The 12,791-nt window shown below is 37.0% G+C and carries 15 protein-coding genes; 13 read left to right on the forward strand and 2 right to left on the reverse strand.

The annotated features are described in order from the left end of the window. Positions 1-3: 3 nt before the first annotated feature. The 10 genes from KQI94_RS06235 (at position 4) to holA (ending at position 8,853) form a co-directional block, all read left to right on the forward strand. Positions 4-1,128 carry a CAP-associated domain-containing protein gene (locus tag KQI94_RS06235; protein WP_002362207.1) on the forward strand — a complete coding sequence of 375 codons (1,125 nt, stop codon included), beginning with the start codon at positions 4-6 and terminating at the stop codon, positions 1,126-1,128. Further along, the gene (locus KQI94_RS06240) at positions 1,125-1,559 is read left to right on the forward strand and encodes a YlbF family regulator (RefSeq protein ID WP_002368961.1); all 435 of its coding nucleotides are present in this window, start codon (positions 1,125-1,127) and stop codon (positions 1,557-1,559) included. Before KQI94_RS06235 ends, KQI94_RS06240 begins: the two co-directional genes overlap by 4 nt. After that, a complete protein-coding gene (locus KQI94_RS06245; protein WP_002359714.1) occupies positions 1,549-1,899 on the forward strand; it encodes a YlbG family protein in 351 nt (116 codons plus the stop codon). Before KQI94_RS06240 ends, KQI94_RS06245 begins: the two co-directional genes overlap by 11 nt. Before the next feature lie 74 nt (positions 1,900-1,973). Next, positions 1,974-2,552 carry a 16S rRNA (guanine(966)-N(2))-methyltransferase RsmD gene (gene rsmD, locus KQI94_RS06250; RefSeq protein ID WP_324185972.1) on the forward strand — a complete coding sequence of 193 codons (579 nt, stop codon included), beginning with the start codon at positions 1,974-1,976 and terminating at the stop codon, positions 2,550-2,552. 1 nt (position 2,553) lies between these two features. After that, entirely contained in the window at positions 2,554-3,045 is a 492-nt protein-coding gene (gene coaD / locus KQI94_RS06255) for a pantetheine-phosphate adenylyltransferase (RefSeq protein WP_002356693.1), read from the forward strand. Next, complete coding sequence (locus KQI94_RS06260) at positions 3,032-4,102, forward strand: SepM family pheromone-processing serine protease (protein WP_002382735.1); 1,071 nt, start codon at positions 3,032-3,034, stop codon at positions 4,100-4,102. The genes coaD and KQI94_RS06260 overlap by 14 nt, the downstream gene beginning before the upstream one ends. 62 nt (positions 4,103-4,164) lie before the next feature. Beyond that, positions 4,165-4,842: a helix-hairpin-helix domain-containing protein gene (locus KQI94_RS06265; RefSeq protein ID WP_002368963.1), complete on the forward strand. Its 678-nt coding sequence runs from the start codon at positions 4,165-4,167 to the stop codon at positions 4,840-4,842. A gap of 122 nt (positions 4,843-4,964) precedes the next feature. Then, entirely contained in the window at positions 4,965-5,468 is a 504-nt protein-coding gene (locus KQI94_RS06270) for a ComE operon protein 2 (RefSeq protein ID WP_002356697.1), read from the forward strand. Between the two features lie 34 nt (positions 5,469-5,502). Then, positions 5,503-7,767 (forward strand): DNA internalization-related competence protein ComEC/Rec2, encoded by a 2,265-nt coding sequence (locus KQI94_RS06275; protein ID WP_161797649.1) that lies wholly within the window; start codon positions 5,503-5,505, stop codon positions 7,765-7,767. A 57-nt stretch (positions 7,768-7,824) separates the two neighbouring features. Further along, positions 7,825-8,853, forward strand: a complete 1,029-nt coding sequence (holA, locus tag KQI94_RS06280) for a DNA polymerase III subunit delta (protein ID WP_002364451.1) — start codon at positions 7,825-7,827, stop codon at positions 8,851-8,853. A gap of 51 nt (positions 8,854-8,904) precedes the next feature. Here the strand turns inward: holA and KQI94_RS06285 are convergent, their stop codons facing one another. Continuing rightward, a complete protein-coding gene (locus tag KQI94_RS06285) occupies positions 8,905-9,846 on the reverse strand; it encodes a ketopantoate reductase family protein (RefSeq protein WP_002389990.1) in 942 nt (313 codons plus the stop codon). A 168-nt stretch (positions 9,847-10,014) separates the two neighbouring features. Here KQI94_RS06285 and KQI94_RS06290 point away from each other — a divergent pair, with 168 nt between their 5' ends. Continuing rightward, complete coding sequence (locus KQI94_RS06290) at positions 10,015-10,572, forward strand: acyl-CoA thioesterase (protein ID WP_002382741.1); 558 nt, start codon at positions 10,015-10,017, stop codon at positions 10,570-10,572. A gap of 86 nt (positions 10,573-10,658) precedes the next feature. On the opposite strand, the gene rpsT is transcribed toward KQI94_RS06290, so the two are convergent. After that, entirely contained in the window at positions 10,659-10,910 is a 252-nt protein-coding gene (gene rpsT / locus KQI94_RS06295; protein WP_002356703.1) for a 30S ribosomal protein S20, read from the reverse strand. Positions 10,911-11,120: 210 nt separating this feature from the next. Here rpsT and KQI94_RS06300 point away from each other — a divergent pair, with 210 nt between their 5' ends. Next, a complete protein-coding gene (locus tag KQI94_RS06300; protein ID WP_002356704.1) occupies positions 11,121-12,155 on the forward strand; it encodes an inorganic phosphate transporter in 1,035 nt (344 codons plus the stop codon). A 12-nt stretch (positions 12,156-12,167) separates the two neighbouring features. After that, on the forward strand, positions 12,168-12,791 hold the full coding sequence (locus tag KQI94_RS06305) for a DUF47 family protein (RefSeq protein WP_002356705.1): 624 nt from the start codon (positions 12,168-12,170) through the stop codon (positions 12,789-12,791).

Consider the following 12,791-nt stretch of genomic DNA (forward strand, 5'->3'; position numbering starts at 1 on the left):
AAAATGAAGCGATTTTGGGCCTTTACTGCTGTTTTTTTAACAGTTCTACTCATCGGATATTTAGAGCCAGTTTTTTTCCCTGCTGAAAAACCAACCGAAACAGCTCAAAGTGGGCGCTTATCCAGCGCTCACACCGCTGTTCCTCATGAAGAATTGCCAGCTTCTGGCTACGCAGCATACATAGGGAAAGATGTGGAAACCTTTATCCGCCAGTTTGGCAATCCTAAAGAAAAAATTAAAACAGGTCGTACGTATGAATTATGGACGTTCGGTTTGACGATGAATGATTACTTAGAAGTCAACGTTCGAGAAAATAAAGTCATCGCAATTAAGGCCTTTAACAATGACAAAATGATAGAACCGTTTAAGATAGATATGAAGCTTGCTGACTTGTCTGATTTAATGACGATTTATTCAAATTTTGCATTTAATTTTCATCATGAAGCTTACGATGTCGAGCTGATGGAAGAAGATATGAACTATCGACCACTGGTTGCTTTTGATAATGGCAGTTTTGCGGTGTTATTTTTTAATCAGCGGACGGGCGGTTTAATGGCAGTTAATTATGTCAATAAAGAAACGTTGCTCACGGAAATGCCGTATCAATTAAATGAAGGTTCTCCTTTGCCAGTTGATATAACGCAGTCAATGACCTTCGATCCTGTTCAAAGTAACCAAGCGATTTATGTCATGAATCTGGTTAAACAGCAAGAAAATCAAGCTGCTTTTTCAGTTTCTACACAAAGCCAAAAAGATGCCCAAACATTGTATCAAACGCTGGCTAACCATACACCAACAATTTTGTCGGCAAATCGACAAGCAGAATTGTTACAAACGAGAGAGGAACATACAGCCATTCATCCCTTTCATTTGACTAAGGACGAATTTTCTTTATTAGTTAAAACGAGCAAACTTTCGTTGAGAGAACCAGCAGGTATTTTCCAAGAACCTGTTTATGATAGTACCTTTACTATTTTGTCATGGTTTTCGGACCCGCAATATGATAGCTATTTTGCTGAGTCAGAAACGACAGAATTGGGCGTTGCCTTTTCCAATGAAGGTGTGTTAGTCTTATTAGAGAAACGACCAGAAAATAGGCAAATCACGGAGAGTAGTGAAAAGTTATGATTGTGACAGAACATTTATTTGCAATTGAAGATCAAACAGAATGCTTAATTTCAGCACTTTTAGAAAGTGATGCTGTTCAAAACTATAAAGAAACAAAAAAAGCCATGTATGCTTCGGCGGAAGTTGCTCAGTTACAAAAAGCATTTTTAGAAGCTAAGTCAGCTTTTGAGCGAGTAGAGGCTTATGGAATTCATGCACCCGATTTTCGGGGGAAACAACGAGCCCTACGTAAAGCAAAGCGGGCGCTTGATTTAAATGAAATCGTTGCAAATTATCGTTTTGCTGAGACAAACGTTCAAACGTTGCTAGATACAATAGGTTTAAAGATTGCGCAACTAATTTCTGAAGATATTAAAGTAGATGCTGGAAATCCTTTCTTTGAACGAGGAAAGAAACATTCAGGTTGTGGAGGAAGCTGCCATGCAAGCTAAAGAAGAAAAAGAATTTACGCTTCAAGAGCGTCGTTGCCTAATTGTTTGGGTATACACATTAAAACCGTTAAAACAGTTACGCCGATATGGACTGATTCACTATGTTTCACGAAAAATGAAATATGTGGTGATTTACATGAATGAAGAAAATATTGAAAGTAACATGGAAAAAATTAATCAGTTACATTTTGTTCGTAGTGTCGATAAATCGTATCGACCAGATGTCGAAATGAATTTTGCTGAAAAAATTGGTACCAAAGCGGCTTATCAAGAACAAGAAGACGATGGCTATGTAGTAGAGGAATTATCTACAGAGATTCGCTTAGCAGAGAATGTCTAATGCAAAAGAGTGAGAAATGTTATGAGAAATTTCAAACATTTTTCACTCTTTTTGTTATAATGAATTATAAAAGAATGATTGATAAAGGAGTCGAAACAATGCGTGTTATTTCTGGAGAATATGGTGGCCGGCGCTTGAAAGCGTTAGATGGCGACAATACTAGGCCCACAACAGATAAAGTAAAAGAATCTATTTTTAATATGATTGGTCCATATTTCGATGGTGGAATGGCGCTGGATTTATATTCAGGAAGTGGCGGGTTAGCGATTGAAGCCGTTTCTCGTGGAATGGACAAAAGTATTTGTATTGAAAAGAATTTTGCTGCACTAAAAGTAATTAAAGAAAATATTGCGATTACAAAAGAACCAGAAAAATTTGAAGTTAGAAAAATGGATGCTAATCGTGCCTTAGAACAGTTTTATGAAGAGAAGCTACAATTTGATTTGGTCTTATTGGATCCGCCCTATGCCAAACAAGAAATTGTTTCACAATTAGAAAAGATGTTAGAACGGCAGTTATTAACAAACGAAGCCGTTATCGTTTGTGAAACAGATAAAACTGTCAAATTACCGGAAACGATTGGTACACTAGAAAAAATAAGAGAAACCGTTTACGGAATCACTCAAGTAACGATTTATCGTCAGGAGGCGTAAGATGCGTAAAATTGCTCTATTTCCCGGAAGTTTTGATCCGATGACAAATGGTCATTTAAATTTGATTGAACGCAGTGCGAAGTTATTTGACGAAGTCATCATTGGCGTTTTTATAAATACAAGTAAGCAAACATTATTTACGCCAGAAGAGAAAAAATATTTAATTGAAGAAGCAACTAAAGAAATGCCAAATGTGCGTGTTATCATGCAAGAAACCCAGTTAACTGTGGAAAGTGCAAAATCATTAGGGGCTAATTTTTTGATTCGTGGCATTAGAAACGTCAAAGACTACGAGTACGAGAAAGACATTGCTAAAATGAATCAACATCTGGCGCCAGAAATTGAAACGGTTTTTCTATTAGCAGAAGAACCATATGCACATGTAAGCTCCAGTTTACTAAAAGAAGTTTTACGTTTTGGAGGCGATGTGTCTGACTATCTTCCTCCCAATATTTATCATGCGTTAAAACAAAAGAAGAATGACTGGAGCTAAAATAATGAATAAAAAAACAGAAAAATTTTCGTTTAAATCACTTATTCCAATGGTATTGGCATTGCTGCTAATTGGTTTGTTTATCGTCCCAATTCCTTATTATATTGAAGGACCAGGAACGACAGAAAATTTAAAAGAGTTTGTAACTGTCGATGGAAAAAAAGATACGCAGTCTGGTGCTTTTTATTTAACAACGGTGGGCATTCGTTCGGCCACTATTTTTTCTGCCATAAAAGCAAACTTTTCGGATTTTCAAGAAGTCATGTCCAAAAAAGAATTAATGGGAGATAGTAGTAATAGCGAATATAATCGAATTCAACAATACTATATGGATTCCTCAAAAAACGCCGCAATTGAGCAAGCCTTAAAATTAGCGAAGGTTCCATATGAGATGAAATTTAAAGGCGTCTATGTGTTAGCGATGGAAGACAACTCAAGTTTTAAAGGAAAAATTGAAGTTGGCGATACCGTGACAGGCGTGGATGGCAAATCTTTTAAAAGCAGTGAAGAATTAATGAATTACATTAAAGCACAAAAAGTGAATCAAAAAGTCACTGTTCAATTCATTCAAGATGGCAAAGCAAAAGAAGCGACCGGCAAATTAATTGAATTGCCAACAGATAAAAAAGCGGGGATTGGTATTGGTTTGACCGATCATACAGAAATTGATTCTTCTATCCCAGTATCTATTGAAGCGGGTGATATTGGTGGGCCATCGGCTGGTTTAATGTTTACTTTGCAGACCTATGAACAATTAAGTCATAAAGATTTACGTAAAGGTCATGAAATTGCTGGAACAGGTACGATGAACAGTCAAGGAATCGTTGGTAGAATCGGAGGCATTGACAAAAAAGTTGTAACTGCCAGTGAGAACGGCGCAGAAATTTTCTTTGCACCCGATGATGAAATAACTTCAGAAATGAAAAAAGTTGAGCCAAAAATCAAATCGAATTATCAAGAAGCACAAGAAGCTGCGAAAAAAATTGGGACAAAAATGAAAATTGTCCCAGTAAAAACGGTTCAAGATGCCTTGAACTATCTAGAAAAATTAAAATAAAAGTACGCCTGGGCCAAAAATTACTAGTGATTTTTGGTCCAGGCGCATTTTTTTGTTAAAAAATGCGTAATTATATTTTGAAGGGAGGACAAACGATGGATTGGTTGAAACAGTTACCCAAAAAGTGGCTATTGCTAGGTAGTGGCGCATCTATGGTCATTTTGATAACTCTATTAGTGGGTATTTATTTGATGGTTAATAAGGAGCCACAAGTAGATACCAAAATGTGGGAAGAGACAAGTCTGACCACTATGGCAGAGGTCGCCACAGATGCCACAAAAGAAAGGGCAGAAACAATGATCTATGTTGATATTAAAGGCGCAGTGAAAGTACCAGGAATCTATCAACTAAAAAATCAGCAGCGGATTTGGGATGCTTTAGCTTTAGCTGGAGGTGTGAGCGAGGAAGCTGATACTACCCAGGTCAATTACGCGCAAAAAGTAAAAGATCAAATGATTATTTACGTGCCCAAAAAAGGAGAATCAGTGCCACAGTCATTAGAAACGCTGCAGGAATCAGCACCTGCTCAGCAAAATCAGGAGGAAAAAATCAACCTTAATACGGCAACAGAAGCAGAGCTACAAACGATTTCAGGAATCGGTGCGAAAAAAGCACAAGAGATTATTCGTTTTCGTGACGAACAAGGACCGTTTAAAACCGTCGAGGAACTGAAAAATGTTCCAGGTATTGGAGAGAAAACAGTAGAACGTTTAAAAGACATGTTGACAGTGACTGGCTAACTTTTAACAGAAAATTCCTGAGAATTCTTGACTATGGGATGCGGATAACATACTATTTGTAATAAGATTAAATGATTTGGCAAATCGAACACAGGAGTCATTAAAAATAAAGGAGGTTTATTATGGAACGAATTCCATGGGACCAATATTTTATGGGACAAAGCGTCTTATTATCATTAAGAAGTACTTGCACACGTTTAACTGTTGGAGCAACCATTGTTCGCGACAAACGAATTATTGCAGGAGGTTACAATGGTTCAGTCAGTGGCGGAACGCATTGTATTGATGAAGGATGCTATGTTGTTGATAATCATTGCGTTCGAACAATCCACGCAGAAATGAATGCTATTTTACAATGTGCGAAGTTTGGCGTCCCTACAGAAGGGGCAGAAATTTATGTGACACATTTCCCTTGTCTGCAATGTACAAAGATGATTTTACAAGCAGGGATTAAAAAGATTTATTATTTAAAGGATTACCGTAATGATGCGTACGCCCTAAATTTAATTGAACAAGTAGGAGCCACGGTTGAAAAAGTGACTTTAGTACCAAAATATTTTGCCGAATTACAATGGGGAGAAGAATTTGCCACACTTGAGGACAATCCTTCCTCAGCTGAGGAATAATTGGTTCTTCATAGCTCTGCTGACTAGTTGTGGGCTGTGGTGTTTTTTCGCACCTAGTCTATTAGGAGCTCTTCTTTTTTCTATCACTGTTATCCGTATTGTCTGTACAAAAAGTTTTCCTGTTATATTGGGAGGTTTTTTGTGCAGTTTTTTAATAGTAGGGGGCATATTGATTTTCCAGTGGTTAAAGCCAGTCTCTTTGTTGCCTAAAGAAGTCCGCTTGTCAGGACAGCTAACGATATTACCAGATGAAATACAAGTCGATGGTGATCAAGTAAAATTTCCTGCCAATTGGATCGTAAAAGGCAAAAGGCAGAAAGTGATGGCATTTTACCAATTAAAAAGTGTGAAAGAAAAACAGCAATGGCAACAACTAGCCACAACCATTCAGGCAACCGCTGTAGGTATTTTAGACTCGCCCCAAGGTCAAACCAACAAAAATGGCTTCAATTATCAACTATTTTTAAAGAATCAAGGAATCGAAGCTATTTTATTCATTGAGGAGATAGGACAACCGCGTTTCTTTTTTTCTTGGCGGTTTAAAGAAATCATTAGCGGCTGGCGGAAATGGGCGATGGTACATATTCAGAAAAATTTTGGTGATACTAGTGCAATGTACATGAATGCGTTGCTTTTAGGTTTTCGTAATGAAGAATTTGCTGAAATAAGCGATAAATTTTCAGCATTAGGCATTTTGCATCTTTTTAGTTTGTCAGGGATGCACGTTTCTTTTTTCCTTCGTTTATTTCGCTTGCTAATGCTAAGAATTGCTCGCCGAACGCAAGAAAGTTATTTTTTGTGGCAATGCGGTTTTTCTCTGATATATGCTGGTTTAACAGGATTCTCAGTTAGTGTCATGCGGGCGCTTTTACAAACAAACCTCAATACGTTCAATCGACGGTTTAATTGGCAGGTTCCGGCCCTCGATTGTTGGAGTTTAACTCTCTTAGTGCACTTGATTGTTCAGCCAACCCTCTTTTTTTCAGTCGGCGGTCAATTTAGTTATTTACTTTCCTTTGTTCTGCTGTTTTTAGAGCAAACATTGGTTGGTTATTCTTCGCCTTTCATTAAAAATTGTTTAGGCTCTTTCCTATTGGCTGTGGCTTCCTTACCTATTTTAGTCCAATCATTTTATGAATGGCCCTTGTTAGGAAGTTTCTTAACATTTCTCTTGTTACCAATTTTTGAACGGTTCTTGTTACCGCTTTTGACGTTGAGCTTTTTTCTAGTGATTATTATGCCAGCACGTTATTTAGCAGCCTTGCTCGAACCACTATTTTTAACAATGAATGGCTTATTTGAGTGGGTGCTAGTTCACTTAAATCCGAAGCTGACCATCGGCTATTTAAATTCTTGGATACAAATTAGTTTGTTATTACTAATCGGACTTTCAATGATTTATTTAGCAGACAAGTCTAAAAAAACTTTTTTCTCAATCGGACTACTAATTGTTTTGATAAATAGTAAATACCTTTCGCCAATTGGCATTGTTGCAATGATCGATGTAGGCCAAGGGGATAGTTTGTTTATCCAAGCGCCTTTTCACAGAAAAAATACACTGATCGATACAGGTGGTCGGTTGTCTTTTGACAAAGAAGCTTGGCGGCAACGGAAAAATAGTCGATCAGGAGCGGAATATTCAGTGATTCCTTTTCTCAAAAGTCAAGGAGTCAAACGTTTAGATGAAGTGATCATCACACACGCACATGAAGACCATTTTGGCGATTTATTAGCCATTGCGCAGAAGGTTCCAATTTCTGTTCTTTATTTCCCTAAAGGAGCAGCTGAAGCCAATTTTTCGTTTCGCCAAGTCTTGAAACAACTCCAAAAAAGCGGAACAGACTGTCGGCCAATTTTAGCGCCCAAGCGAATTAATGGGCCCATTTCTCTTCAAATTTTATCGCCCAATAAGAGCAGTATTGGGGGCAATAATGACTCGATAGTGTTTTCCACACAATTAGGCGGACGGCATTTTTTATTTACTGGTGACTTGGAAGCCGAAGGAGAAGAACAAGTGTTGGCTCGCTATCCCCAGTTGAAAATCGACATCTTGAAAGTCGGTCATCATGGTAGTAAAACGTCGTCTACTAAAAGATTTATCAAACAGCTTAATCCGCGAGAAGCATTGATTTCAGCTGGACTGAATAATCGTTTTAAACATCCTCATCAGGAGACATTAGCGACGCTGGAGGAGCAAAAAATAAATTATTATCGGACCGATCTTCAAGGAATGATTTATTATCAATGGTTACCTTGGCAAGGGCTTTCTAAAGCCAAATTTGTTAAAGAACAAGACTAGTATTTCCAGAAGTAACATGATAGGATAAACAAGAGAAACGAGAAAAGGAGCGAGCCAATGGAGTTACAAAAAGCTTTGAAAGAAGTGCGAGAGCAAAAAATCGCTCCAGTGTATTTATTAATAGGAACAGAACTTTATTTAACTGAATTATTTAAAACAACATTGATGAAAGAATTGTTGACGGAAGAGGATGATCAATTTAACTTTTTCTCATTTGATATGGAGGAAACACCTTTAAGTGCAGCGATTGCTGAAGCGGAAACAATTCCGTTTTTTGGTGATTATCGCCTTGTCTTTGTGGAAAATCCTTACTTTTTAACTGCCGAAAGAAAAACAAACGGTGTGGAACATGATGTCAATCTTTTATTGAATTATTTGGAAAGTCCATCACCAACAACTGTTCTTGTTTTTATGGCCTCATATGAAAAATTAGATGAACGCAAAAAAGTTACCAAAGCATTGAAAAAAAATGCCACAGTGGTTGACGTCAATCCAATGGATGAAAAGGCTATTCGTCAGTACATTTCTCAAACGATTGAGAGCGAAGGGTACACTATTCGCTCCGATGCTTTTGATTTATTACTTCAATTGACAGACTTGAACTTATCAAAAATTATGGGAGAATTACAGAAGCTGTATTTATATGCCCTTGAAACGAAGACAATTACACGAGGTGCGGTTCAAGAATTAGTCCCTAAGTCTTTGGAACATAATGTTTTTGACTTAACCAACGAAGTACTTTCTGGAAACAGTGAAAAAGCTGTTCAATTGTATGAAGATTTACTTTTACAAGGAGAAGAAACCATTAAGTTAAATGCAATCTTATTGAATCAGATTCGCCTTTTTCTACAAACAAAAATTTTGGCTAAGATGGGCTATCAACAAGCGAATATCGCTGATACATTAAAGGTTCATCCTTATCGAGTCAAGTTAGCGTTACAACAAGTCCGACGATTTGAATTGTCTCGATTAGAAAGACTTTATGATGAATTAGTTGAAAATGATTACCGCATGAAAACGGGCCAAATGGATAAAGAATTACTATTCCAATTATTTATTTTAAAATTGACTGCGCAAGCAAAATAAGAAAGTGCCAGAGACAATCGTCATACAACGATTGTCTCTGGCACTTTCTTATTATTTAGCTCCTAATAGTTCTTCTTTTCCGTGAACAAGCTGTGTCAACATGGCACAGAAAGGTGTTGCTACGTTGTATTTTTGTCCTTTGCGCCAAACAGCACCATTAATGTAATCAATTTCTGTGAGACGATGATTTTTAATTAAATCTTGATACATAGACGGATAGTGCAAGCCAATACCGTTTGGATCATAAGTTTGAGTAATATGTGTATAGACTTCTGCTTGATCTAAATGAATGGCTTCTTTTTCTGCGACTGCTGCAAATTCACTGATTAATGTTTTAACAAGGGATTCACTAACAGATAGTGCACCAAATTCGGCAATATTACAATCAAGGATTGTACACAAACCATTTAGCGTACCATTGACACAGGCTTTCCGCCAAATAGAGTAGCGAACATTGCTACTATAGCTTGGATTTAAACCAGCTTTTTGGAAGACATCAACGACTTCTAAAGCAAATTTTTTACCAGAATGATCAATATTTTCTAATTCAATTTCGCCATCACCTAAAAGTTTAACAAGTCCCGGTCCTTCTAAACCAGCTGTCCACATGGTAATGCCAACCAAGATGTTTTCTTTTGGCACATATTTTTCTAGTACATCTTCATGACCTAAGCCATTTAATAAACATAGTACATACGTTTTTTCAGTAATCATTGGTTGAATCGCTTTAAACATTGCATCTAATTGTTGTGCTTTGGTTAAAGCAATAATTAAATCAACTTGTTCATTTTGATGGTCAATTTCTTCTGGTGAGAAGATTGGTAGTTTTGCGACAACTTCTTCTCCATTAAAATCAGCGATTAAACCATTTTTACGAATGGCTTCAATGTGCGCGGGCCATTGATCGATTAAAGTTACATCATTTCCGCCTTGATGCAACATAATTCCTAAACGGCTGCCCATAGCGCCGGCACCAGCAATTGCAATTTTCATGTGTATCCATCTCCTTAAAAGTTCTTTAACCGTTATTATTATACAGCAACTTTCCTAAAAATGAATAAATGGGACTTGCAAATTTGTTATTTTTTAAATGTTTCCTAAAAAGTAAGGATTGCATCAAATGGTAAAGTAAGCTAAAGTAAAGCGTGGAAAAGTTTATAAATGAAAGTAGAGGAATCGTTAATGACGAAAGAAAAATTTTGTCGAGAATCACGAGTGATTCAAACACATCGTGTATTTCCCTTTGATTTAAATCCCTTTGGTGCACTATTTGGTGGGAAATTAATGTCTTTAATTGATGACGCCGCATCCATTTCCGTTTCACGACATTGTCGGAGAGGGGCAGTTACAGCATCTTTAGATAACTTAAATTTTTTAAAACCTTTAAAAGAAAATCACTCAGTGTGTGTTGAAACGTTTGTTTCTGGCGTGCATCATAAATCGATGGAAGTATTTGTTAAAGTTGTAGGAGAAGATTTAACAACTGGAGAGCGTTATTTAGCGGCGACTTGTTTTACAACTTTTGTAGCCATTCCGTCTCATATGAATCCCGAAAGTGACTTCCAATTAGCGGCAGTCGTCCCAGAAACTGCAGAAGAAAAGTTGATTTGTTCCAATTATGAAACGAGACGACAACAACGTTTAGCTTTGCGAGAAGAGACTAAATTATTTAGTCAACATCTCACAACGGATTTACCGTGGATTGATTCACCTTTATAAAAAAATGTCCGAGTCTTTGTGAAAACAGACTTGGACATTTTTTTATGAAAAAAGAAGCTAACATGAATGCTAACTTCTATCTCACATTATTTAGCTAATTTGCTTAAACGAATTTTATCGCGGTTAGCTTTGTTTTTATGGATTAAACCTTTAGTTGCAGCCATATCAACAGCTTTAACAGCTTCGTTGTATAAAGCATCGACGTTATCAGCTCCAGCAGCTACAGCTTCTTCAAATTTCTTGATTGCTGTACGCATTGCGTTTGTTTGAGATGAATTTTTCGCATTCGCGTTAGCACTTGTACGTACGCGTTTGATTGCAGATTCGATATTTGGCATTTGTTTCACCTCCGATGATTTAGGTTTTACACTGGTCAGCCAATGTAATTCAACAGTAATCATTATACCTAATCCATTGTTCCATTGCAATAAAAGACGACAAGTTTTTTTCCTTAACAGACAATTTCAAGAAAAAAATAAGAAAATTTGCCAGAGCCTTAAGAAAAAAGCATACATTTTTTTTAAAACATGCTATGATAAAATAGATAAATGAAAAATGGTGGTGTCTTTGTGAGTATTGCATTATTGGTAACGATTACTTTGGTAATGGGTGTAATTTTTGTTAACGGTTGGACGGATGCGCCGAACGCAATTGCAACCGCTGTCTCGACTCGGGTGTTAAAACCGAATGTCGCAATTTGGATGGCTGTTGTGATGAACTTTTTAGGTGCATTAGTCATGACCTTTTTTAATGCCCAAGTAGCTGAAACGATTAGTAACATTGTTAGTTTTGACGCAAATGGAAACGCTTCACAGGTGGCTTTGGCTGCTTCGCTTTTTTCAATTGTGGTTTGGGCAGTTGCTGCGTGGTATTTTGGTATTCCCACAAGTGAAAGCCATGCGTTAATTGCCGGCTTGACTGGTTCGGCAATGGCATTAGGTGGTTTGGGTGCAGTCAATGGCTCGGAATGGATCAAAGTGCTTGTTGGTCTAGTTGTTTCTACCGTTATGGGCTTTGGCGGCGGATATTTGATTGCCAAACTTGTTGTGAAAGCTTTCTCGGCTGTGCCTAGAAGAAAAGCCAACAAATTTTTTACAGTTGGACAAGCCTTTGGTGCAGGAGCTAATGCTTTTTTACATGGTGCGCAAGATGGGCAAAAATTTATGGGCGTGTTCATGTTAGTGCTTTTTTATAATAATTTAGTCGAAAAAACAGGTGGCGGTTTTGTGATTCCGTTATGGGTTATGGTTCTGTGTTCCATTACAATGGGCATTGGAACTTCTGTGGGCGGCATGAGAATCATTAAATCAGTCGGGATGGATATGGTAAAACTCGAACGCTATCAAGGCTTCACTGCAGATTTAAGCACGGCTATTTGTTTATTTTTAGCATCGGCTTTTGGGATTCCAGTTTCAACTACTCATACAAAAACGACAGCGATTATGGGAGTAGGTGCTTCTAAGCGAATCTCAAGTGTTGACTGGCGTATCGTGAAAGAAATGCTGATAGCATGGATTTTAACTTTCCCAGGATGTGGGCTGATCGCTTATGTGATGTCAAAATTATTTATTGCAATTTTTTAAGGAGAGAAAAACATGGCACGTAAAAAACAATTTGATTATTTTGGAGAATTAAACCAGTTAGCAACAAATGCTTATGAAGCGGCAAAGGTTTTGCAAGAAATTGTAGACAATTATTCATTAGAAAACTTAGTAAAAAAATCAGAAGCGATTCATCAATTGGAAAAAGAGAATGATGAAATTGTTCGCAAAATTTTAAATGAACTCTATATTTCCTTTATTACGCCGATTGATCGAGAAGATATTGTCGATATTACGGATCACTTAGATAACATTATCGATAGCATTAATAGTTTGTCTTATTTACTTGATCATTTAGTTGTCGAAGAAATGATTGCGCCCGCGCTAGAATTAACTGCTTATATTGTTAAAGCGACAGAAGGCGTTAAATCAGCAACGAAGGAATTTGCAAAATTTAAGAATTCTAAAACGTTAGTTTCATTGATTGATGAAGTGAATACGATTGAATCTCAAGGCGATAAATTATACAGTAGCGCCATGAAAGATTTGATGACTAACGAAAAAGATTTATTAAAAGTTATCAAGTGGAAAGATGTTTATGATCAGCTTGAGCGCACGATTAATGATTGTGAATCAGCTGTTAATATTATTGTCGGAATTGTCATCAAAAATACGTAA

Origin of the sequence: Enterococcus sp. S183_ASV_20 (assembly GCF_018919685.1) — a bacterium.
Classification (GTDB): domain Bacteria; phylum Bacillota; class Bacilli; order Lactobacillales; family Enterococcaceae; genus Enterococcus; species Enterococcus faecalis.